Source organism: Candidatus Dechloromonas phosphoritropha (genome assembly GCA_016722705.1).
Taxonomy (GTDB): Bacteria; Pseudomonadota; Gammaproteobacteria; order Burkholderiales; family Rhodocyclaceae; genus Azonexus; species Azonexus phosphoritrophus.
The window spans coordinates 1,011,773-1,033,391 of the sequence record JADKGN010000001.1 but is presented as its reverse complement, the minus strand read 5'-3'; the positions used below and the strand labels follow the sequence as shown (position 1 = coordinate 1,033,391).

The following is a 21,619-nucleotide window of genomic DNA, read 5'->3' as shown; positions in this document are numbered from 1 at the left end:
GCAAGGCTATCACTTATCCCACTGTCCGAATTTCTGGGGCCGGCTCTGGTGCAGGTCCGATGTGAGACCGAAAGTGCCGCCACGCCGATGGGACAATTGGCCTACTTCATCGAGTTTCTCAACCTGACCGGGCTGTGGTCGCGGTGGGAGGCAAGCTGCCCACTCGCCTACACCAGCCCAAACGCACCGACGAAGGCGGAGGTGCTGGGCACCTGGATGCTCTCGATGCTTGCCGGGCAGCGGCGCTATGCCCACGTGACGGCGATCCGCTGCGACGGAATCAATCCCGGCCTGCTGGGGATGCGGAAAGTGATCTCCGAAGATGCCTTGCGCAATGCCCTGAAGCGCATCCCGGAAGCGGAAGGCACGACGTGGCTGGACACGCACCTGGCTGACAGCGTCGCGCCTTTGCTCGACGCCCCCTGGATTCTCGACACCGACACCACCATCAAGCCCCTCTACAGGCATCAGGAAGGTGCGCCCATCGGCTAGCTGAGAAGATCGGCACGACGCCAACCGTGAATGTTGAACTCGCCGCGTTGCATGGTTTGCAGCAAGGCTTTCTCGGCAGGATCAAAGAAGTTCACCCCTTTGACACCGGGAGCCGCCCCCAACCGTGGCATGCTCAATCGCTCCAAGTCACGCTCGCCGGCACTGGGGTCATCGAGGCTGGAGAGGAACGCCAGGTAACGTTGGTTGCAGCCGAGCAGGATGTCGCGCAGGTCGATCAGGCTATAGATTGTCTTCTTCAGGGGCGCCAATTCTCGGGTGGCGTGCCTGTCCTTGTGTTCCACCTTGCGGTGGTGTTTGAAGAAACTCACGTCATTGACGGTCGTTTCGACCCGCAGTACGCGGGAGAATTTGTCATACACCTTGACGCCAGCGGCGCCCATGGTGTGCTTGATGCAGCGCCCCTCGATACGGGTGGACAACCGGGAACCGATCTCCTGGGCCAGTTGTGGCGTGACCTTCTTGCCCAGAAAGCTGGAGACGCGTTCTGCGTTGGCGGCCAAGACCGCTTGGCGCGAAATGGCGTCATACAGTGGAACCAATATCTGCTCACTGCGAAACATCAGGTCGGTGGAGTATTCGACTTGGCGCAAGCTCCAGTGATACGAGGATCCAAAGACGTCAAGCACTGGGCACAACCACTGCGCATAGCGATCCAGTCGCGGGTGAAGTACGTCGGGACTGAACGCATCCGCCAGCGCCTGCGCCTGCGCGATGTCGGCGACACGCAGGAAGGCGTTGTCCTGCTGGAGGAAGTCGATCCTTTCTCGCGTCAGAGTTCTTGCCAGAGCGCTGTGACCATTACAGTAGAACTGCAACCCGAACGGTGCCCACGTCGGCACACGCAGGTAGCACAACCCCAGTTCCTCGTCGATGAAATAGAAGTAGTAGTGCAGGCACTTGCCTTGATCGGGGCGCAGGTAAGTCTTGCCACTGCCTTTGTCATGCCACGGTTTGTAGCTCGGACAGGCTTCCATGGCCGAGAGCACATGCACCAAACCCGGTGCGTCGCCGCGACCGGCGAGCACTCGCGCGACCAACTCTTCCTTGCGAATATGGCTTTTGCTGACGTGCTCGATTTCAATACCCGCCGCCAGACACACCTCCTGCGCACGCTCACGAATGCGATCTCGCAGCGGCTCGGCAAATCGCGGGTAGTCGAATACCCGAATTCCGTGCGTGTACAAATAACTCGTCATTCCTGCCGCGTAGCACGCACCAGGCAGCGTGCCGGTGATAATGATCCGGTCAAAGCACGAAAGCACGCCATGCATGTTCGTCACGTATCGTTCCGCCAGAGCCATCGCCAACATGATCGCCTCCTCGGTCATTCGTCAGGCTTCTATCGTAATACCTGTTTGGTTCCGGATCGTCCGGCTTAGGAGAGAGGCCGAGCAATGAGGCCCGATATTTTGGGAGTCGATCTGCGGTTTTTCGGCGGGAGCGCAAACTGCGCTTGGGGTACTGAGTATCTTGGCGTAGCAACGCAAGGGCGAACTTGCGCAGGGTGGCGAAGTTATGCGGCGCGTGGTCTTTGCGGACACGGCAGTTGTCCTCTCGAAACGTGACATCGAGCACCCAATGCAGGCTGTTCTCGATACCTCAATGACTGCGTGCTGCGTTGGCAAAAGACGCTGCGGAGGTGACGCCCTTGCTGCCGATGTAGAAGGCGCGCTCCTTGGAAAGCGTGCCGTTGATGTCCCGCTGTCGCTCGATCATGCCGACGCCAGCGAGTTTTGGCCAGTGTGTCTGGAACTTCTTGTCCAGCCAGGACAGGTTCGTGACCCACATCGCCCGTCGGGCTTCGATGCGGCCATGGTTCTTCTCGACAGATTGGAATCGATCAACCGGCAGCGTGCCGAAGCCGGCTGTCTCGCCATTAGAAAAGAACTCTCGCAAGGCATTCGCCAAGGTTTCCTGATTATCCTTGACGGCCAGCAGGTAATTCCCGCCCTGGTCGAGAATCTTCCGGGCAATCTCGGTCTGGCAACCGATGGCATCAATCGTCACGATGCATCTCTTGAGGGTCAGTGTGTCGAGCAGAGCCTTGATGGCGGGTATCTCGTTGCCCTTGCCACGGGTATGCTCCCGGGCCAGACACAAGCCGCTGGCAGTGGCGTAAGCGCTGATCGTGTGCAGCGCGCTGTTATGGCCATCCCGGGAACCACAGGCGGTCTTGCCGTCGATGGCGACTACCCCCGCCACAACGCCGATGAGGCCACTGATCCATTCACGGAAACAGGTCTCGAATACTTGGGCATCCAGCAGGCGGAATACCCGGCCAAAAGTGTCATGGGACGGTGTGCCGTGCTCAAGAACCAGGTGCTGCTTCAGCCAAGCCTCGTTGTCCTCGGCCCATTCGGCGACATCCACCCAACTATCCGCTCCGCACAACACTGCGCACAGCGCCATCAGGATCATTTCCGTCAGATCGTGCCGCTGCGCAGGCCCGGTGCGAGGATCATCCAGACCAACAAATACTTCCGCCAGTGTCATTTCCATTCCCGACAAAAGTCGAGAGTAGACCTGATTCCGGCCGAGTCCACAAGCCCCCGTCATAACTCCCTGATAGTAAACAACTTTCCAGCAGGGTTTACGATATCTGCGTATGCAATAGCCCTGGCGGGACTCTCGCCTTCTGCTGAAAAGCAATCAATCGTGATAGGATCGCGTCCGGTCCGGGTTTTGCATCCTGAGCCGTTTGGTTTGGGAGCTTGCTTGGCGTGGGCTGGGGCCGGTCTTTGGATCTGCCGTTAAGTATTTTTCAATATGGATTGAAGGAGGACCGGAACCGATGGAACTGTCCATGACGTTCAAGAATGACAAGCTGGTCGGTGACTTCTGGGGGGGTCTAGCGGCCATGCTGGTGGCGTTGCCATCGGCGATCGCTTTCGGTGTGACCATCTATGCTGCCATCGGCCCGGAGTACGCCGGCCTCGGCGCGCTGGCCGGAATTCTTGGCACGACCGCTCTCGGCCTGGTGGCGCCCGCGCTGGGTGGCACCAATCGCCTGATCACGGCGCCTTGTGCTCCAGCTGCGGCGGTGCTCTCGGCCTTTGCGATCGAGCTCGTACAGAGTGGCACCCCGGCGTCATCGATCATCCTCATGTTGACGGCAATCGGGCTGATTGCCGGAGTGGTGCAACTGGCCCTGGGTTTCGTGGGCATCGGCAGCCTGATAAAGTACATCCCATTCCCGGTGGTCAGCGGCTATCTCACCGGCGTCGGGCTGATCATCATCGGCAGCCAGATTCCCAAGTTCCTCGGTCTGCCCAGCGGCACGGCGTGGTGGAGGGCACTGATCTCGCCAGAGCTTTGGCTGTGGCAAAGTGCCGCCATCGGGACCATGACGGCGCTGGTGATGCTCTTCGCGCCACTGGTTACGCGTGTCGTGCCGGCGGCGATTCTCGGCCTGCTGGCGGGCGTGCTGACCTATTTCGGACTCGCCATGATGGACGAGTCGCTGCTGGTCATCGAAGGCAACACGATGATCATCGGCTCGCTGGGCGGAACGGCTTCAGGCATGCTGCACGCGATCACCGGGCGCTGGCAGGAGATCGGCGAGCTCAAGCTGAGCCAGATCGGCAGCCTGCTCGGAACGGCGTTTACGCTGGCCGTATTGTTGTCGATCGATACACTGAAGACAGCGGTCGTTCTCGACGCGCTGACCCGCAGTCGCCATGATTCCAACCGCGAACTGGTCGCGCAGGGTGTGGCCAATGTTGCGTCGGCCTGTGTCGGTGGCATGCCGGGCGCCGGTCAGATGGGGGCGACGCTGGTCAATCTCGCCAGTGGTGGCCAGACCCGCGTCTCGGGGGTTGCCGAGGGCGTACTCGCGCTGGTCACCTTTCTTGCGCTGGGAACGTTCATCGCGTGGATCCCGGTCGCGGCGCTGGCCGGCATTCTGATAATCGTCGGCTTTCGCATGATCGACCGCCACAGCCTGAATCTGCTCGGGTCGCCATGGACCGTTCTCGATTTCATCGTCATCGTGGTGGTGGTGGCCGTGGCGGTCGGCTACAGCCTGATCGCCGCCTCCGGTACCGGCATTGCGCTGGCGATGATCCTGTTCATTCGCGAACAACTGAGCAGCACGGTGATCCGCCGCAAGACGGAAGGTGGAACCCGGTTCTCGAAGCGTGTGCGCTTGCGCCATGAAATGGCAGTCCTCGAGAAACAGGGTCATCAGTCGGTCATCTTCGAGCTGCAGGGTGGCCTGTTCTTCGGTACCAAGGACCAGTTGTATACCGCCCTCGAATCAGAGCTCGGCAAGCGCAAGTACGTCCTGCTCGACATGCGGCGCGTACAGTCGGTCGATGTCACGGCGGTGCACCTGCTGCAACAGATCCGCGACTCGCTGATCGATCGCGACGCATTCCTGATTTTCAGCAGCTTGACGCATACCTTGCCCAATGGCCGGAATATCGCCGAGTTCTTCGATCAGATGGAACTCACGACGATGACCGAGCACGTCAAGGTGTTCGGCCAGCTCGAGGACGCGTTGGAGTGGGTCGAAGACCAGATACTGGGACTGGGCGAGGGCGGGAGCGTGGCGCCTCAGCTTGCGGCGCTGGAACTCAAGGATCTCGAGCTGTTCAAGGGCCACAAGGAAGAGACGCTCATCGATCTCGAAGCGGCCATGGAGCGACGCAGTCTGGTCAAGGACGAGAAAATATACTCGTTCGGCGACCCCGCCAACGAGTTGTACCTGATTCGCAAGGGCAACATCCGCATCACCCTGCCGAGTGCCGTCGAAGAAGGTGGGCATCACGCGCTGACCTACGGGCGCGGCGACTTTTTCGGTGGCATGGCCTTCCTTTCACAGATGACCCGCCTGAACGATGCGACGGCACTCGAAGACACCGATCTCTTCGTGCTGCAGCGCGAGCAGTTTGAAGTGCTTCGCGAGGAGCACAAGCGGCTGGCGTGTACGCTGGTCGAGGAACTTGCCAAGGTGCTGGCGATGCGCCTGCGCTATGCCGACAAGGAACTCATGGCCTTGCAGGAATGACAGTTCCGGTCCGATTCCCGGCAAAGCGCGCGTTGAGCCCTAGACATCAGGGTGCGCGCTTTTTTCGGCTAGACTGGCTCGTGTTGCATGTAATTGGGCTATCATCCACCGCGCCGTAAGGCGCGAGTGGCGCTAATTTGTGGGAGATCAGGAATGTTCCAGCATATATTGTTGCCGACCGATGGCAGCCAACGGTCCCGAGACACCGCCGTGCGCGCGGTTACCTTTGCCAAGGAGGGCAATGCCAAGATAACGGCGTTGTACGTCAAGGCGCTCGGGCGTGCCGGACACTACGGCGATCTGATCGAACCCGATATACTGGATCGCCTGTCTGCGGGGTCCGAAAGGAAAAGCGAGGAGTACCTCGGGTTCATAAAGGGACTGTGCAAGGACGCCGGCGTCGATTGCAAGACGATCTCGGTCGTCAGCGAGAAGCCCTGGGAGGCGATCATCAAAGCGGCCGAAGACCGCGACTGCGATCTCATCTTCATGTCGAGGCAGAGTCGCGGCGAACTTACCTCGTTGTTGCTGGGCAGTGAGACCTACCGGGTATTGACGCATTCCAGCGTTCCGGTTCTCGTCTATCGGGCGCCGGAAATAGAGAAGAAGAAGGGCTGAGCGCGCCACTGCCTTCCCGGGCGCCGCCGTGACCATCAGGGTGGCTATGTGACGCTGCTGCGGTCAACCGTGCATTTGCACATGAAATGCTGGCCTTTGCTCCCCGCGGTTGAATGCAGTTGCGGACCCTGTACGGAACAGCCGACGGCGTGCATCATTCTGGTGTCAGGGTTGTCGCGGATGGCCTGAACCGGTGAGAACATCGTGGCCGCGGCGGCAATCGGTTTGCGCATGGCGGCGGGGCAGGGCGTCCGCCGGGCCAGATTCGCTGGACTTGCTGACAATCATGACGAAGAGCATGCATCGATGACTGTGAGAAGCATTCTGCGCATGGGCGATCCGCAACTGCTCGAAGTCGCGCGCCCGGTGACCGATTTCGCGACGCCGGCGCTCCATGAACTGATTGCCGACATGTTCGACACGATGGCGGCGGCCGGCGGCGTCGGCCTGGCGGCACCGCAGATCGGCGTCGGGCTGCAGGTCGTGATTTTCGGCTTCGAGAACAGCGAACGCTATCCCGATGCCGAATCGGTGCCGCAGACAATTCTGCTCAATCCGCGGATCACGCCTCTGACCGGCGAGGAGGAACTCGGCTGGGAGGGGTGCCTGTCGGTTCCTGGCCTGCGTGGTGAGGTGCCGCGCTTTACCCGGATCCGCTACCAGGGCTGCGATCCGCAGGCGCGGCCAATCGACCGCACGGTCGATGGCTTCCATGCGCGTGTCGTGCAGCACGAGTGCGACCATCTGATCGGCAAACTCTATCCGATGCGCATGCGGGACTTGTCCCGCTTCGGGTTCACCGATGTGCTCTTCCCCGAACTGACCTGACGCAGGAGATTCCAGTGGAACAACAGTTACCGGCCATCGAGGTCGAGACGCGCGGCGATCCGCAATATGCGGTAATCTGGATGCACGGCCTCGGCGCCGATGGTTCCGATTTCGTGCCGATGGTGCCGGAACTCGGGTTGGCGGATGCGCCGGGTGTTCGCTTCATCTTCCCCCATGCGCCGGAAATTTCGGTTACCTGCAACGGTGGCTACGTCATGCGCGCGTGGTACGACATCATCGCACTCGACAGCAGCAACCGGGAGATCGACGAGGCGGGCATCGTGCAGTCGCGGGAAGCGATCCGGCGCCTGATTGCCCACGAAAACCGGCGCGGAATTCCCTGCGCAAGGATATTTCTCGCCGGCTTCTCGCAGGGTGGGGCGGTAGCCTACACGACGGCGCTGACCCATGACGAGCCGCTGGCCGGCATCATCGCCCTGTCAACCTATATTCCCTGCGGTGAACTGGTAACCCGCGAGCACACCGCGGCAAACAGTGACATCGCGATCTTTGCCGCCCACGGTCGCGCGGATGATGTTGTCTCCCCCGAACTGGGCCGGCGCGCCAGGGATTTCCTGGTCCGCCATGGCTACCGGGTCGACTGGCACGAATACCCGATGCCGCATGCGGTCTGTCTCGAGGAAATCAACCTGCTTGCGGAATGGCTCAAGGACCGCCTGCAGTGAACAATGTGGCCGTGCAACGAGCACAGCCCGGCAGTGCCGACCTGCCCATATACGAGGGCATCCCGCTGTCCCAGATCAGCCTCGTCGTCTCCGGTGAACTTGCCGGCCAGGCGCTGGCCGCGCTGATGGCGGCGGATGCCGTCGGCTTCGATACCGAGTCGAAGCCGACCTTCCTCAAGGGCGAAGTGTCGACCGGACCGCATCTGGTGCAGCTTGCCACCGACCAGCATGCCTACCTGTTCCCGATTTCCCGGTTGTCCGGCGCCGAGGCCGTCAAAAGGATCCTCGAATCGCCTGCCATTCTGAAGGTCGGCCTCGGTCTGGGCAATGACCGGAGCGCGCTGAAGTCGGTGCTCGGTATCGAGGTACGGCACCTGCTCGACCTTGGCGAGATTCTGCGCGGCCCCGGGCATCGCGGCACGGTGGGGGCGAAAGTGGCGGTCGCCCATTTCTTCGGCCAGCGTCTGCAGAAGTCGAAGAAGACCGGCACCAGCAACTGGGCAAACCCGCGCCTGAGCGAACGCCAGTTGCTTTATGCGGCGAACGATGCCCACGTGGCCCTGCAACTCTATCGGGCGTGGCTGCGCGCGCAACCCGCGCCGGTCTGAATTTCCGTTCGCGCAACGCTCAATTCGCGAAAGAACGCTCGATGAACGATTCCTGTCCTTCACTCTCTCTGCTGGAAACACGCATCGTCGGCACCCTTATCGAAAAACAGCGCACGGTACCCGACACTTACCCGCTGTCGGTGAACGCGCTGGCGGCGGGGTGCAACCAGAAGTCCAGCCGCCATCCGGTCATGGAAGCCAGCGACAGCGAGATTCTCCAGGCCATTGACAACCTGTCCACGCTGGGCCTGGTGTCCGAAGTGAGCGGCAGTCGGGTGGCCCGCTTTGTGCACAGTCTGGAACGGGCGCTGGGTGTGTCGACCCAGGCCTCGGCCTTGCTCGCGGCGCTGATGCTGCGCGGCCCGCAGACGGCGGGGGAATTGCGGCTGAATTGCGAACGCCTGCACCGGTTTGCCGATATCTCCGCAGTCGAGGCATTTCTCGAGGAGCTTGCCGCCCGCCCCGAAGGCGCGCTGGTGATCGAACTGCCGCGCCTGCCGGGATCGCGGGAGAACCGCTGGGCGCACCTGTTGAGCGGCCAGCCCGCGGGTGGGTCGGTGCCGGCGTCGCTCGTGGGAGCGGCTGCGGGCAGCGAAGAAATCGCTCAACTTGTGGCGCGCGTCGCGGTGCTTGAAGCCGAAGTCGCCGAACTGCGCACCATGGTGGCCAGGCTGTCAGGCGGGCCGACAGCGTAGGCCGCTGGTCAACCCGCCGCGCTCGCACTGGGGATCCGGCTACCACCGGTTTATGCCGCGTAGTGGATTGCCAGCCAGATGGTCAGTTGATCGGGATCCGTCCAGTCCACGCGGTGGCGGCGATGCGGGGCGATATCGACGAAATCGCCGGGATTCAACTGTCGTGCTTCGGCTTCGTCGGCGAGACGCAGGCGGGCGGCGCCCTCAATCAGCAGCACCCATTCCCCTTCCGGCTGGTCGTACCAGAAACCGGGCGGACTGCACTGGCCGGTCGAGACAATGCGCTCAATGCGCAGGCCGGGCCTGCCGAGCAACTCCGAAAATTGCTCGTCGGCTACGGTCGACCGTGGCAAATCGGCAAAAATGCTGTCGCTCACGCGCGCGCCCTAAATGTATGGCGCTTCAGCCAGCTGATCGTGTCATCGACGTAGGTGAAAACGACGGGAACGACGAGCAGGCTGAGGAAGGTCGAGGTGATCAGGCCGCCGATGACGACGATGGCCATCGGCGCGCGGAAGCTGGGGTCGGTGCCGAGGCCGATGGCGATCGGCAGCATGCCGGCACCCATCGCGACGGTGGTCATGATGATCGGCCGGGCACGCTTGCGGCAGGCGTCAAGCAAGGCGTGCCAGCGGTCGAGGCCGTGGTCGCGGCGGGCGAGAATGACATAGTCGATGAGCAGGATCGAATTCTTGGTGGCGATCCCCATCAGCATGATGAGGCCGATCATCGACGGCATCGAGACCGCGGTCGAGGTCACGAACAGCGCCAGGAAGGCGCCAGGAACCGAGAGCACAAGGGCGGCGAGAATGGTCACCGGCTGCATGAAATCGCGGAACAGCAGGACCAGCACGATGTAGATGCAGAGCACCCCGGTCAGCATGGCGAGGCCGAAGCTGTCGAACAGTTCGGCCATCGCCTCGGCGTCGCCGATCGTGGTGCGCAAAATGCCGGGCGGCAGTTTGCTGACGCTGGGCAGGGCCAGGATTTTTTCCTCAATCTCGCCGAGCGGCTGCTGGTTCAGTTCGATCTCGAAATTGATGTTGCGCAGGCGGTCATAGCGGTCGATTTCCGCCGGACCGCCGGCCAGGCTGAGGGTGGCCACGTTGGCTATCATCACCGGGCCATTTTTGCCGGGGACGGTCAGGCGTTCGAGCAGCGCAATGTCCTGACGGGCCGCCGGCGGCAGGCTGACGACGATGGGAATCTGGCGCTGGGTCAGGTTGAGCTTGGCCAGACTTTGGTCGTAATCGCCGGCGGTGGCGATGCGCAGCGTGTCGGCAATGGCGGCCGAGGTGACGCCGAGATCGGCCATCCGGGCAAAATCGGGGCGCACGACAAGCTCCGGGCGGACCAGGCTGGCCGTCGAGGTGACCGCCCCGATCCCGGGAATGGTGCGCAATTCGCGCTCGACGATGCGGGCGTGCTCGGAGAGCGCTTCACCGTTTTCTCCGGCGAGGACCAGGATGTATTTCTCGCCGCTCGAGCCGCCGAAACCGATCTTGACCTGGACGCCGGGCAGCACGGCAAGGGCGTCACGCAACTGACGCTCGACGTCGAGCTTGCGGACGCCGCCGCGTTCGCGGCGCGGCGTCATGTTGATGGTCAGCGTCGCCTTGCGCACTTCCGCCGCGCCGCGCGGGGCGAACGGATCGCTGCCGGTGGCGCCGCCGCCGATGGCGGTATAGACCATGCGGACGTGGGGGTTCTCTTCGACGATCCGGCGCGCGTGCTCGGCGGCGGCAAACGTCTCGCTGAACGTACTCCCGGGGGGCAGGGCGAGGGCGACCTGGGTCTGCGACAGGTCGTCCGGTGGCAGAAAACCCTTGTTCAGCAGGGGCACCAGGGAAAAGGAACCGAAGAAGAAGACGGCGGTGGCGCCCATGGTTGCCAGCCGGTGCTTCAGGCACCAGGCCGCCCAGCGCGTGTAGATGGCCATCCACGCGGGCTCGCGATGTTCGCCACGCGGCGGCTGGAGGATGTAGGCGGCCATCATCGGCGTCAGCATGCGCGCGACGACCAGCGAGAAGAAGACGGCGATGGCTGCGGTCCACCCGAACTGGACGAAGAATTTGCCCGGCACGCCGCTCATGAAGGCGGTCGGCAGGAAGACGGCGATCAGCGTGAAGGTGGTGGCGATCACCGCCAGCCCGATTTCGTCGGCCGCCTCCATCGCCGCCTGATAGGGTGTCTTGGCCATGCGCAGGTGGCGCATGATGTTCTCGATCTCGACGATGGCGTCATCCACCAATATTCCGACCACCAGCGACAGCGAGAGCAGGGTGACGACGTTGAGCGTGAAGCCCATCAGGTAGGTCACGGCAAAGGTCGGGATGATCGACAGCGGCAGCGCCGTCGCCGAAACCACGGTGGCCCGCCAGTCGCGCAGGAAGAGCCAGACGACGATGACGGCGAGAATGGCGCCCTCGATCAGCAGCCACATCGAGCCCTCGAAATTCTCGATGACCGGATCGACAAAATTGAAGGCTTCGGTGATGGTGACGTCGGGATGCTCGGCCTGGATCTTCTCGAGGCGGGCGCGCACGCCGTCGGCGACCTCGACTTCGCCGGCGCCGCGGCTGCGGACGATCTCGAAGCCGACTACCGGCTTGCCGTTGAGCAGGGCCGCCGAGCGCTGCTCGGCGACGGTGTCGGTGACGCTCGCCAACTGGTCGAGGCGGATCCGCCGGCCGTCGCTCAGCGCGATCTCGAGGGCGCCGAGTTCCTCGGCCGACTTGACGGTGGCGATGGTGCGTACCGACTGTTCGGCGCCGCCGATGTCGGAACGGCCACCGGAGGCTTCCTGCTGGATCTGGCGCAACTGGCGGGAGACGTCGGATGCCGTGGCGCGCAGCGCGAGAAGGCGGGCCGGATCGAGTTCGACGCGGATTTCGCGCGTCACCCCGCCGACGCGCGACACGGCGCCAACGCCGCGCACGCTGAGGATGGACTTGGTCACCGTGTTGTCGACGAACCACGACAACGCCTCGTCGTCCATGCGGCTGGAGGTGACGGTATAGGTCAGGATCGGCGCGCCGGAGAGGTTGACCTTGCTGATGACCGGGTCGCGGAGTTCGCCGGGGAGGTCGGCACGGATGCGCGAGACCGCATCGCGGACGTCGTCGACGGCTTCCTGCGTCGGCTTTTCGAGGCGGAACTCAATGGTCACCGTCGCCGTCCCGTCCTGCACCTTGGTGTAGATATGCTTGATGCCCTGCAGCGTCGCCACCGAATTCTCGATCTTGCGCGCCACCTCGGTTTCCATCTGCGCCGGCGCCGCGCCGGGCAGCGAGGCAGTGACCACCACCGTCGGCAGGTCGACGTCCATGAACTGCTGAATCTTCATGGCGTGGAAGGCCATGACGCCGAGCAATGTCAACATGACGAAGACCAGGATGGCCGGAATCGGGTTCCGGATCGACCACGCGGAAACGTTCATGGCTGCTTTTCGGCGGCGACGATGCGGACGGTGTCGCCGTCCGCAAGAAAGCCGGCGCCGCTGGCGACGACCTGCGAACCGGCGTCGATGCCGCTGACCTCGATGCGCCCGACGTTGCGGCGGTCGGTACCGACCTTGGTCAGTGTTACCTTGGCCAGATCATTGCCGCCCGGATCGATGCGGAAGACGTAGGCGAAGCCCTCGCGCAGCAGCACGGCCGATTGCGGCAGCGTCAGTGCCGGGCGTTGCCCGAGATCGAACTCGCCACGCGTGAACATGCCGGCACTGAGCGCCTTGCCGGCCTCGGGCGGCAGGTCAACATAGACGATGCCGTTGCGCGTCTGCGGGTCGACCGTCGGCGCGACGGCACGAATGGTGCCGCTGACGGCGATGCCGTTCGGGCTTTCCAGACGCGCCGGCTGGCCGGGTTGCAGCCGGATCAGTTCAGCGGCGGTCACTTCGGCGCGCCATTCCAGCCGGCCGCCTCGAATCAGGCGGAACAGTTCCTCGCCGGTTTGCGTCAGCGAGCCGACCGTGGCACTGCGTGCCGAGACAATGCCGTCGTCGGGCGCTATCACACTGGCCTTGGACCGTCGCAATTCGGCCGACTGCAGGCGCGCCTTGGTGGCGTTGAGGCGGGCCAGCGCGGTGTCGGTGGCGGTCTGCGTCTGAACGCCTTGCTGCGCGCTGTAAAAACCCTTGTCACGCAACTGCCGGGCGCGCTCGTTGTTGGCTCGGGCCTCGGCCAGCGTCGCCTCGGCCTCTGCCACCGCCGCGCGGGTTTCGGCGAGTTCGCTGTCGACCGCATCGCTGGCGATGCGCGCCAGCACATCGCCCTTCTTCACCGCATCGCCAATATTGGCGCGCACCTCGGTAATTCGGTAGTTGCTGATTTCCGGGCCGATGATCGCTTCCTGCCAGGCAGCAACGTTACCGCTGGCCGAGAGGGTTTGCGGCCAGGGCAGGGTTTGCGGGGTAACGGTGGTGACGGTGAGGGCAGGCTTGGCTGTTTGGGTGGCAGTTGGCGTCCTGTCGCTGCAGCCGGCCAGGGTCAGTGCGCTCAGGGCGCTGAGCAGCCAAAGCATTTTGTTCGATTGGGGTCGGTTCATTATTGGGCGGTCTTAAGTCTTAAGTGCAACAAGTTGATGATGCTGGTGGTTTCAAGCTTGTAGGGCAACAAGTTGATGATGGATATCATCAAAGATAGCCTTCCTGCTCGGCCTTTTCGCCAAGTTCCAGGAGGGTGGTGGCGAGTTGACGAAGTTCGGGCGGGAGTTCGCCGGCCAGCAGCTTCGACAGTTGTTGGCGGTCATGTTCGGTCAATGACTTGCGCTGAGGGGCGGCAATCAGGTCGTTACGACCCATGGCCCAGGGCCGCCATGGTAACCCCAGCCTTTCCCAGAGACCGGCCGCCTGCAGCGCGATAGCGATGCCGGCCGGGTCGGGATCGCAGGCGATTTCGGCGGGCGCCGGGGCGCCGACGAGAAGGTGGCGCATAGCGTCCTGCCACCAGCCGGGCGGAAAGCCGGGCAGCCAGACCACTGCTTCATCCGGCGCACGCCGACGCGCGATGCGCTCGAAACTGGTCAGGTTTTCGACGAGCCGCCAGAGACGGGGCTGGCCATCGCTGTGCAGCGTCGCGGCGACGGTTTCCGGAGTCAGCGCGACCCAGTCGGCGCTGGCATCCAGATCGATCAGGCCGTTGGCTGTGTAAAGCCGGATCGGTCCAGCCAGCAGCAGGTGCGGCGTGTGCTCGAAAATGCCGCTGTTTTGCAGGTCGACCGCAGCATTGAGCCAGGCCCATTCGCTGGCCGTCAGACCTTTGCTGTCGCCGCGCGCAAAGAGCGCAAAGTCGCGGCGCGTGCCTTGCCGTTGATCGCTGCGCCAGGCTTCAAGTTTTTGCAGCAGGGGAAAGCGCTTGAGGCGGCGGGCGAGCGGCAATCCGGCGAGCGCGGCATGCGCAACAGCGAGATCGGCGGCGGTTAACTGCTGCTCGCCGGCCCTCGCCCAATCGGCGGCGAGTTGCACCGGGTCGGGTAACTGGAACATCTCGCGCAGGCTTTCCAGATGGGGAAATTCCAGCCAGGTGGTCTCCCAGCGGCTGCCAACGCGCTTTTCATAGTGCACGGCCCAGCCGTTACGGAGCAGCCAGTCAGCGAGCTTGAGCGCTGCTTCGAGATGTTTGCTGCCGGCATCGGCGAGCAGGGTGGACCATTTGCGCCGCGCCTGTTGGGGTCTGATCCAGCGCCGCAGCAAATCGATGTGCTCGCCCGGCAGTTCGGTGGGCGAGCCGTGAATCTTCCGGGTATAGCGTTTGCGAGTGGCGTTCGGGCTGGCCAGCGACGCCCCGCCAAGCAGTTCGGTTTCGATCTCGGCCATGGCTGCTTAACGGCTACGCATGTAGTCGGCAAAAATATCGGGAGCGAGGGCGCGCAACTTGGCGCGCTGGGCAATCAAACCCGCCTGTTGGCCGGTTCGCTCCAGGTGCAGGAGATTGAGCAAGAGGCTGAAAGCCCGCGCCGGATCGCTGGGATTGGGCTCGGCCGGACGCAATAGCTGGCGAATCTCCGGCTGATGGATGAGCAGCCAGGCTGGAAACCAGTTGAGGTCGTGGAATTCGCCGTTGTTCTCGAACTCTCTGGAAAAGCGGGCAATGAGCGGGTCGACCGTGCCCGATACGTTCCGCAGTTGGCTTGCGAAAGCTTCCGGGGCCAGCCAGGCCGATTCGGCGAGCAAGGGCCACCAGACTTCCGGAGAACTGGCGAGCAGTTCGATGCGAGTCATCCAGACCAGGGGTTGAGGGATGCGCCGCCAGGAGGGAATGCTGCTGACCGCACGCCGCGCTTCCGCGATCTCATTGGCCGCCAGCCAGAACGCCGTGGCGTGGCATTCGGGGCGCCTGGGGTCGTAGGGCAGGGGTAGAGCGACTTCGGCCAGGGCGCGCCAGAGCGGCCGCGTCCATCGGTCGCGGTGGTGCCAGCCGAGCAGACTCTCGGCCAAGGGCAGAATCTGCTCGCGCAGTTGCGTCTGGCGCAAGGACAGTTTGCCCGGCTGCAAGCCCAGCGCGAACCGGTGCAGTTGCTGCCGAAGGCGATCATGCTGCGGCAGATCGACGTGCGCCGGAAACTCCTCGCGCAACAGGGCGATCCCTTGCTGGACGGCAGGCAGGTCATGCCGGAGCCAGGCCTCGACTACCGCGTTGTTGAGCATCACATCACGCGAGTGCTCGAAGATGTCGAGTTGCATCGGCATTTCCGCTTACTCGCTATCGCGCACCAGAACGCCGACACGTGGCGCCCAGGGCGCGCCCGGTTTCTTCTTGAAGGTGACCAGGGTCAGCAATGAAGGATCGTGCACATTGACGTTGTGGGTGACCGGCGTCGTCAGCAGGTACTGCGCCTGGGTGGTCTTGAGAAAGCCGGCGACGCGGTCGATGTTGACAATGTCGAGGTGGGCGAAAGGCTCGTCGATAAAGACGAAGCCGCCGGGGCGGGATTCCTCCATCATCAAGGCAATGAGCAGGATCAGCGATTTCATGACCTGCTGGCCGCCGGAAGCATCGCCGTCATTGAGGCCCATGAAGCCCTTTTCGTCGAAATCGAACTTGACGGTTAGCGCGGCCTGACCGAGTGCGACATCGTCATCGGCCAGCAGGGGTAACTCGGCTTCGACCTTGATGTCGGCCATTTCACCGAGTGTGCGCAGGTTGCGCCCATAGCGGCGGACGGTGGCGCGTAGCACGTTCACATATTGCTCGCGGGCGGCCAGCGTTTGCGCTTCGGCCATCCGGTTGTCGCGCGCGCGATCGGCCAGTTCTTCGGCTTGCCGGTCGGCATCGGCCTTCAGCTTGTCGCGGGTGAGAAGGATGTTGGCGTCGGTGATCCAGGTTTTTTCCGCCAGATCGCGTTCGATTTTGTGGATTTCGCGGTCGATGGTGGCGAGGCTTTCCCATTCTTTGGCGATTTCGGCATTGGCCGTCTCGTCAAGCCAGTTGGCAGGCAGGGTACGGCGGCTGCGGCGCAGGGATCTCAGACGTTCGGCCTGTTGCAGGCGGGCTGGCTTGTTGGCTTTTTCGGCCAGACGCTTGTCGACATCCTGTAATTGCGCGGTAGTTTTTTCGACAGCGCGCTCTGCCTGGCGCCAGGCATCATCGGCCTCATTGCGTTGCTGGCGGGTGTGGTTCAAATCTTCCCGAACTCGCTGACGGTGGCTTTCCAGGCTGGTGTTTTGGGCTTCCGCAGCAGCGAATTCGGCGGCGCGGGCAGCCAGGTTTTGCGTGGCGTTTTTACCGTCCTGGTGGGCGCGACAGGTGGCGATGGTTTGCTCGCATTCGGCAATGTCGGCCTTGTGCTTGGCGATGCGTGGGGCGAGTTTGGCCAATTGGGCTTGCACGGCAGTCAGGCGGGCGGCGCCGAAACGCGCCTGTTCCGGCGCGGCATGGCGACCGCCGCGTCGTTCGCGCAGGTAGCCGCTTTTTGTGACCCAGTCCTGAGCGCGTGGCAGCCGGGCGCCGGCATGGGCAGCGTCGACGCGCTGTGTGCGGTCGAGTAGCCTGTCGATCCAGCCGGGAACCGGTCGCCGGAAATGAACGACCTCGGCGACGCTGCCCGGCGCCGGCAGGCTGGGTTCGCTACGTTCGGGGACGATGAAATGCCGGTACTTGTGCTTTTCGCCCAGCGCAAAGGCTGCTTCGGCATCACGTTCGCGGTGCAGCACGACCAGATGGGCATAGGGGGCGAGCAGGGCTTCGACAGCTTTTTGCCAGCCGGTGTCGGTAATTTCCACCAGGTCGACCAGCAGATCGTGGGCAATACCAGCATCGTCCAGCGCGGCGCGAAAATCGCGGATGTCGCCCGGTTCGGCGCGTTGACCACTGGCGAGGGCAGCGATGACGGCCTCCAGTTCGCGCTGCTCACCTTGCCAGCCGGCGAGTTCAAGGCGCAGAGCGTCGCGCCGGGTTTCCGCCGCGCCTTGCTGGCGGACGATTACTTCCGGATCATCGCCCGCTTCCTTGGCCAGGCGCAGCAGGCGGTCACGTTCGTTGAGCAGTCCTTCAAGTTTGCCGGCTTCGCGGTTGATCGGCGCTTGGGCGTCAATGGCGCGTTGTTCTTCGGCGAGGGCGGCGACACGGCGGGTTTCGGCGGCTGAAAGATCGGCCTCGGCTTGCGGTCGACTGGCTTGCAAAGCCATTTTATCAGCCAGAAAACTGCGCCATTCGCGCTGCATGCCGATGATTTGCGAACTGCCCTTGGCGATCGAGTCGCCCAGCAGGTGATATTCCAGCCGGAGGCGAATCTCGCTGAACAGGCGGTTACGGTCGGCGTTCAGCCGACTCCAGGTCTGGTAGTTGTCAACCTCAAACTCGGTTTTTTGAATTCGCACCTGCAAGCGGTCCAGCTGCGCCTCCAGTTCCAGCAGCTCGCGGCGCGTAGCTTCCTGATGCTGGCGGGCTTCCTGATAGCGGTCGAGTACCTCGCGGTCGCCGAAAACCTGAAACACCAGATCGAGCAGTGCCTTGGGCGACAGTTCGCACAGCTTGTCGGTCTGCCCCTGTTCCAGCGACAGCACCTGTCCGATGGCCGGCGTCAGCCCGGCGCCGTGCAGCATTTGCTGGTATTCGCGGACGCCGAGCGGGGTAGCTCCGGTGTGCAGGGCTTCGATCGGTGTGTCGCCTTCGGCGATCAGGTAATGCCGTGTCCAGTCGCCGCCCTTCTTCTCGATACGGCAGGCCAGCGTTACCCTGTCGCTGGAAAAGGGCGGCCAGAACGGTCGCCTGCCCGAGGGCTGGCGACGGTTATCGACGACGCCGCGCAACCAGCAGAAATCCTCGCCATTACGCCGCACATAGCGTTTATAGTCGCGCTTTTTCGAGCAGTCGAGCGCGAGCAGGGTGCGCAGGGCATCGAGCAGGGTGGTCTTGCCGGAACCGTTGGGGCCGACAATGGTGACGATCGACGCATCCAGCGGCAGCACCAGGCGTTGCCAGAAATCCCAATGGACAACCTCCAGTTTTTCCAGACGGAACATCAGACAGATCCTTCTGCGGTCGACGCGGTTTTTGCCGCTTTTATGCTGTTGACCGCAGCCAGTACTTCGGCGAGCGCACCGTCAAGAATACGCGGCGCCAATTCAGCGTAGTCAAATGCCAGATCGAGCAGTGGGCCTTCGTGCAGCACCTTGTTGCGCCGTTCAATAAAGCCGAGGCGCGAGAGTACGGGCAGCAAGAACTGCAAGCGCCCCTTGCCGCCAATCAGCTTGCCGTAATCTTCGAGCAGCACATTCTCCGGCACGCCGCGCGTCGCATCTTCGCGCAGCGGCGCCGGTTGCGTCTTGCCGAACATGTCGGTTTGCCCTTCGTCGGTGGTCGCCTTGCGGGAAAGCTGGCGTTCGCGCTTGGGCAGGATGATCAGCGCCCAGAGCAAAATCAGCAGGGCGACACCGTCGCGATTGAGTCCGGCATTGTTCGACAGCCAGGTGTCGCCGCGTCCGAAAATGGCATTTTCGGTGCCATCGGCGAGTCCCAGGGCAATATGACTGGCAAAGGGGTTGTCGAGCAGGCGCAGGCCGCTGGCGGCCAGGCGGTGCTCGATGTCCTGGCGGAAACTTTCGTCGATCAGGAGGCGGCGGACATCGGCATCGGCTTTCGGCAGCCAGCGCTCGACGAGCAGGCGGGCGATGAACTGAACCGGGGTATCGGCATTCATGGGCGGCTCCGGGACAAAATCCAGCCGCGACTGATGGCGGCGACGCCATTGCGCTGCGGGTTATCGAGGGCGCCATCGTCCGCCCAGCGCAGGCTCAGCGGCAGGGCGCCGAGCGCGGCAAGGTCCGGGTCACCAGCGGGGTCGCCGAGGAAGGGGAGCAGCGAGAAACGGTAGGCGGCGGCGCGGTAGTTGTCGCCAATGACGGCATCGGCAACCTCCAGCGCTTCGTCGCGCCCGGTCAGGTTAGCCAGCAGACGCGTCAACGCGGCTAGTTCCGGCGGTGGCTCGCGCGGGATTTCACGGGTATTTTCGGTGTCGACCGCAGGCGGCAGGCTGGAGCGTTTACGGTCCGGGCGCTCGCGTTCCAGCAATTCAAATTCGGCGACATCGGCCATCACATCACCGAGTACAAAAGGAATTTCCGGTACCAGATGGGTGACGCCGACGGCAAATTCGGCGAGTTGGTCGATGCTGCGCGTGGTCAGCCAGGCCGCCAGTTCCGACGAGGTCAGACCCCCTTGCGAGAGGTGCACGCGCTGGCGGGCGATGGCCGCGAGTTCGCGCTGGAAGATGCCGGTCATGCGCATGATGCGGCTCTGCCGGGCGCCGATTTCCTGCGCCAGTCGCCAGGTGGCGTCGTCAGGCAAGCCGTCGGCGGTCAGCTCACGCATGATTTCGGTGCCTTTTTCCATCCATTGCCAGACCGAGTTCAGTTTTTTCTGGGCACTTTGCAGGCGAAATTCCGATCCGGAGGCGACGGCGCCGGAAAACTCATCCTCCAACTCGGCGAGGCGCGCCAGCAGATGTTGCAGGTTTTCCGGTGAAATGCGCCCGGTCGCGCCACCGGCGGCGATCTGCGCGGTCAGGTAGCCGAGTTCGGCATCGTCCTCGGCGGCAAACTGCAGCAATGTCGATAATGCGGCCAGCACCATGCGGCCGGTCGGGGAAATCTGGTAAGCGCGCCTTTCCGTATCCCAGACCAGCAACTCATGCTCACGCAGGCGCTTCAAGACCGTTTCGAGCTTGACCGCGTCGAGAAATCCGAAATGCATCTCCAGTTCGCGCGGCGACCAACTCGGGCTGTCGGCACGTGCGCCGATTTCACGCAGTACCAGAAGCCGCACCATGACCTCGGCTTCACCGCCGCGAAAGACGGCAATGCAGGCGGCGATCAGCCCGCGGGCGCCAAGCAGCGGGTAGAGTGGCGCGACGTCGGCGGGTTCGACACCATGCGCGAAAAAGTCGGCAAGGTCGAGGCGCTCCGTCGCCGTAGCCATTTAGACGCCCTGTTTCAGGCTGGCCTCGATGAAGTCGTCGAGATCGCCGTCGAGCACGGCCTGGGTGTTGCCGGTTTCGTGGTTGGTGCGCAGGTCCTTGATGCGCGACTGGTCGAGCACGTAGGAGCGGATCTGGTGACCCCAGCCGATGTCCGACTTGGCGTCCTCCAGCTTCTGCTGCTCGGCCATCTGCTTGCGCAGTTCAAGTTCGTAGAGGCGGGCGCGCAGCATTTGCCAGGCTTCGTCGCGATTGCGGTGCTGCGAGCGGTCGTTCTGACACTGGACGACGATGCCGCTCGGGATGTGGGTCAGGCGCACGGCAGAGTCGGTCTTGTTGATGTGCTGACCGCCGGCGCCCGAGGCGCGGTAGGTGTCGGTGCGCACGTCGGCCGGGTTGATGTCGATCTCGATCGAGTCGTCGACTTCCGGATAGACGAAGACCGACGTAAAGCTGGTATGGCGGCGCGCGTTGGAGTCGAACGGCGACTTGCGAACGAGGCGGTGAATGCCGGTTTCGGTGCGCAGCGTGCCGTAGGCGTAGTCGCCGGTGAATTTGATCGTGGCGCCCTTGACGCCGGCGACGTCGCCTTCGGATTCTTCCATGACTTCCACGGTGAACCCCTTTTTCTCGCCGAATTTGAGGTACATGCGCAGCAGCATTGCGGCCCAGTCCTGTGCCTCGGTGCCGCCGGCGCCGGCCTGAATTTCCAGGAAGCAGGGGTTCGGGTCCTGCGGGTTGTTGAACATGCGGCGGAATTCGAGCACCGCCAGCTTCTGTTCCAGCCCGGCATTGTCGGCTTCGACGGCGAGCAGCGTGTCGTCGTCGCCATCATCCTTGCCCATCGCGAACAGTTCGCGCCCGTCGTTGATACCGTTGTCTACGGTTTCAAGGATCAGCACGATGTCTTCCAGCGATTTCTTTTCGCGGCCCAGTTCCTGCGCGCGCTTCGGATCGTCCCAGATTTTGGGATCTTCCATCTCCAGGTTGAGTAGGGTCAGGCGTTCGCGTTTCTGGTCGTAGTCAAAGATACCTCCGCAGCTCGGCGGCGCGCTGCGCCAGATCGTCGAGCTTGTAGGAGATGCTGTTGATGAGTTCGGCTTCCATGAGGCGCTTTCCGTTATGTTGCAAAGCCGCAATTATAGCCGTCCCGGGTGGATGCCCGGGAGCAGTGGGCTGCCGGTCACAGTTTTTCAACAATTCAATTGCGAACAAGGTACGCAGTGTCTATCGTTGCGCGATCAA

General features: G+C 63.1%; 18 protein-coding genes and 1 pseudogene. 7 read left to right on the top strand and 12 right to left on the bottom strand.

Annotated elements, in window-relative coordinates; all coding sequences use genetic code 11:
* Positions 1-48 precede the first annotated feature (48 nt).
* Positions 49-492 (top strand): annotated as a pseudogene (locus IPP03_05050) (transposase).
* On the opposite strand, the gene IPP03_05045 reads toward IPP03_05050, so the two are convergent.
* The gene (locus IPP03_05045) at positions 489-1,841 is read right to left on the bottom strand and encodes a MarR family transcriptional regulator (GenBank protein ID MBL0352052.1); all 1,353 of its coding nucleotides are present in this window, start codon (positions 1,839-1,841) and stop codon (positions 489-491) included. The pseudogene IPP03_05050 and the gene IPP03_05045 sit on opposite strands and share 4 nt — an antisense overlap.
* Positions 1,842-2,112: 271 nt before the next feature.
* Positions 2,113-3,006 (bottom strand): ISAs1 family transposase, encoded by an 894-nt coding sequence (locus tag IPP03_05040; protein MBL0352051.1) that lies wholly within the window; start codon positions 3,004-3,006, stop codon positions 2,113-2,115.
* 310 nt (positions 3,007-3,316) lie between these two features.
* Here IPP03_05040 and IPP03_05035 point away from each other — a divergent pair, with 310 nt between their 5' ends.
* The 6 genes from IPP03_05035 to IPP03_05010 all read left to right on the top strand — a co-directional run bounded on the left by IPP03_05035 (position 3,317) and on the right by IPP03_05010 (position 8,956).
* Positions 3,317-5,521 carry an SLC26A/SulP transporter family protein gene (locus tag IPP03_05035; GenBank protein MBL0352050.1) on the top strand — a complete coding sequence of 735 codons (2,205 nt, stop codon included), beginning with the start codon at positions 3,317-3,319 and terminating at the stop codon, positions 5,519-5,521.
* A 153-nt stretch (positions 5,522-5,674) separates the two neighbouring features.
* The gene (locus IPP03_05030) at positions 5,675-6,139 is read left to right on the top strand and encodes a universal stress protein (protein ID MBL0352049.1); all 465 of its coding nucleotides are present in this window, start codon (positions 5,675-5,677) and stop codon (positions 6,137-6,139) included.
* Between the two features lie 306 nt (positions 6,140-6,445).
* Entirely contained in the window at positions 6,446-6,967 is a 522-nt protein-coding gene (locus IPP03_05025; protein ID MBL0352048.1) for a peptide deformylase, read from the top strand.
* Between the two features lie 14 nt (positions 6,968-6,981).
* Complete coding sequence (locus tag IPP03_05020) at positions 6,982-7,653, top strand: alpha/beta hydrolase (protein ID MBL0352047.1); 672 nt, start codon at positions 6,982-6,984, stop codon at positions 7,651-7,653.
* Complete coding sequence (locus IPP03_05015) at positions 7,629-8,261, top strand: 3'-5' exonuclease domain-containing protein 2 (protein MBL0352046.1); 633 nt, start codon at positions 7,629-7,631, stop codon at positions 8,259-8,261. The genes IPP03_05020 and IPP03_05015 overlap by 25 nt, the downstream gene beginning before the upstream one ends.
* A 41-nt stretch (positions 8,262-8,302) precedes the next feature.
* Positions 8,303-8,956: a YceH family protein gene (locus tag IPP03_05010; GenBank protein ID MBL0352045.1), complete on the top strand. Its 654-nt coding sequence runs from the start codon at positions 8,303-8,305 to the stop codon at positions 8,954-8,956.
* Positions 8,957-9,006: 50 nt separating this feature from the next.
* Here IPP03_05010 and IPP03_05005 read toward each other — a convergent pair whose 3' ends face one another.
* The 10 genes from IPP03_05005 to IPP03_04960 form a co-directional block, all read right to left on the bottom strand.
* Positions 9,007-9,333 carry a cupin gene (locus IPP03_05005; protein ID MBL0352044.1) on the bottom strand — a complete coding sequence of 109 codons (327 nt, stop codon included), beginning with the start codon at positions 9,331-9,333 and terminating at the stop codon, positions 9,007-9,009.
* Positions 9,330-12,395 carry an efflux RND transporter permease subunit gene (locus tag IPP03_05000; protein ID MBL0352043.1) on the bottom strand — a complete coding sequence of 1,022 codons (3,066 nt, stop codon included), beginning with the start codon at positions 12,393-12,395 and terminating at the stop codon, positions 9,330-9,332. Before IPP03_05000 ends, IPP03_05005 begins: the two co-directional genes overlap by 4 nt.
* Complete coding sequence (locus IPP03_04995; GenBank protein MBL0352042.1) at positions 12,392-13,504, bottom strand: efflux RND transporter periplasmic adaptor subunit; 1,113 nt, start codon at positions 13,502-13,504, stop codon at positions 12,392-12,394. Before IPP03_04995 ends, IPP03_05000 begins: the two co-directional genes overlap by 4 nt.
* An 88-nt stretch (positions 13,505-13,592) precedes the next feature.
* Positions 13,593-14,774 (bottom strand): hypothetical protein, encoded by a 1,182-nt coding sequence (locus IPP03_04990; protein MBL0352041.1) that lies wholly within the window; start codon positions 14,772-14,774, stop codon positions 13,593-13,595.
* A gap of 6 nt (positions 14,775-14,780) precedes the next feature.
* The gene (locus IPP03_04985) at positions 14,781-15,647 is read right to left on the bottom strand and encodes a hypothetical protein (protein ID MBL0352040.1); all 867 of its coding nucleotides are present in this window, start codon (positions 15,645-15,647) and stop codon (positions 14,781-14,783) included.
* Between the two features lie 6 nt (positions 15,648-15,653).
* Entirely contained in the window at positions 15,654-18,422 is a 2,769-nt protein-coding gene (locus IPP03_04980) for an AAA family ATPase (protein ID MBL0352039.1), read from the bottom strand.
* A complete protein-coding gene (locus tag IPP03_04975; GenBank protein ID MBL0352038.1) occupies positions 18,422-19,099 on the bottom strand; it encodes a hypothetical protein in 678 nt (225 codons plus the stop codon). Before IPP03_04975 ends, IPP03_04980 begins: the two co-directional genes overlap by 1 nt.
* On the bottom strand, positions 19,096-20,376 hold the full coding sequence (locus tag IPP03_04970) for a hypothetical protein (protein MBL0352037.1): 1,281 nt from the start codon (positions 20,374-20,376) through the stop codon (positions 19,096-19,098). The genes IPP03_04975 and IPP03_04970 overlap by 4 nt, the downstream gene beginning before the upstream one ends.
* A protein-coding gene (prfB, locus tag IPP03_04965; GenBank protein MBL0352036.1) for a peptide chain release factor 2 occupies positions 20,377-21,481 on the bottom strand; the annotation gives its coding sequence in 2 pieces (ribosomal slippage) (positions 20,377-21,399 and positions 21,401-21,481; 1,104 coding nt in all). It abuts the gene before it with no gap.
* Positions 21,398-21,589 carry a hypothetical protein gene (locus IPP03_04960; protein ID MBL0352035.1) on the bottom strand — a complete coding sequence of 64 codons (192 nt, stop codon included), beginning with the start codon at positions 21,587-21,589 and terminating at the stop codon, positions 21,398-21,400. The genes prfB and IPP03_04960 overlap by 84 nt, the downstream gene beginning before the upstream one ends.
* Between the last annotated feature and the right edge of the window lie 30 nt (positions 21,590-21,619).

What these genes read in the sequence shown, in the direction of transcription:
- IPP03_05010 (MBL0352045.1), top strand. Translation starts at nt 8,303, where the DNA reads ATGAACGATTCCTGTCCTTCACTCTCTCTGCTGGAAACACGCATCGTC.
- IPP03_04995 (MBL0352042.1), bottom strand. Translation starts at nt 13,504, where the DNA reads ATGAACCGACCCCAATCGAACAAAATGCTTTGGCTGCTCAGCGCCCTG.
- IPP03_05030 (MBL0352049.1), top strand. Translation starts at nt 5,675, where the DNA reads ATGTTCCAGCATATATTGTTGCCGACCGATGGCAGCCAACGGTCCCGA.
- IPP03_05045 (MBL0352052.1), bottom strand. Translation starts at nt 1,841, where the DNA reads ATGACCGAGGAGGCGATCATGTTGGCGATGGCTCTGGCGGAACGATAC.
- IPP03_05040 (MBL0352051.1), bottom strand. Translation starts at nt 3,006, where the DNA reads ATGACACTGGCGGAAGTATTTGTTGGTCTGGATGATCCTCGCACCGGG.
- IPP03_05025 (MBL0352048.1), top strand. Translation starts at nt 6,446, where the DNA reads ATGACTGTGAGAAGCATTCTGCGCATGGGCGATCCGCAACTGCTCGAA.
- IPP03_05000 (MBL0352043.1), bottom strand. Translation starts at nt 12,395, where the DNA reads ATGAACGTTTCCGCGTGGTCGATCCGGAACCCGATTCCGGCCATCCTG.
- IPP03_04970 (MBL0352037.1), bottom strand. Translation starts at nt 20,376, where the DNA reads ATGGCTACGGCGACGGAGCGCCTCGACCTTGCCGACTTTTTCGCGCAT.
- IPP03_04990 (MBL0352041.1), bottom strand. Translation starts at nt 14,774, where the DNA reads ATGGCCGAGATCGAAACCGAACTGCTTGGCGGGGCGTCGCTGGCCAGC.
- IPP03_04980 (MBL0352039.1), bottom strand. Translation starts at nt 18,422, where the DNA reads ATGTTCCGTCTGGAAAAACTGGAGGTTGTCCATTGGGATTTCTGGCAA.
- IPP03_04985 (MBL0352040.1), bottom strand. Translation starts at nt 15,647, where the DNA reads ATGCCGATGCAACTCGACATCTTCGAGCACTCGCGTGATGTGATGCTC.
- IPP03_05035 (MBL0352050.1), top strand. Translation starts at nt 3,317, where the DNA reads ATGACGTTCAAGAATGACAAGCTGGTCGGTGACTTCTGGGGGGGTCTA.
- IPP03_05015 (MBL0352046.1), top strand. Translation starts at nt 7,629, where the DNA reads ATGGCTCAAGGACCGCCTGCAGTGAACAATGTGGCCGTGCAACGAGCA.
- IPP03_04975 (MBL0352038.1), bottom strand. Translation starts at nt 19,099, where the DNA reads ATGAATGCCGATACCCCGGTTCAGTTCATCGCCCGCCTGCTCGTCGAG.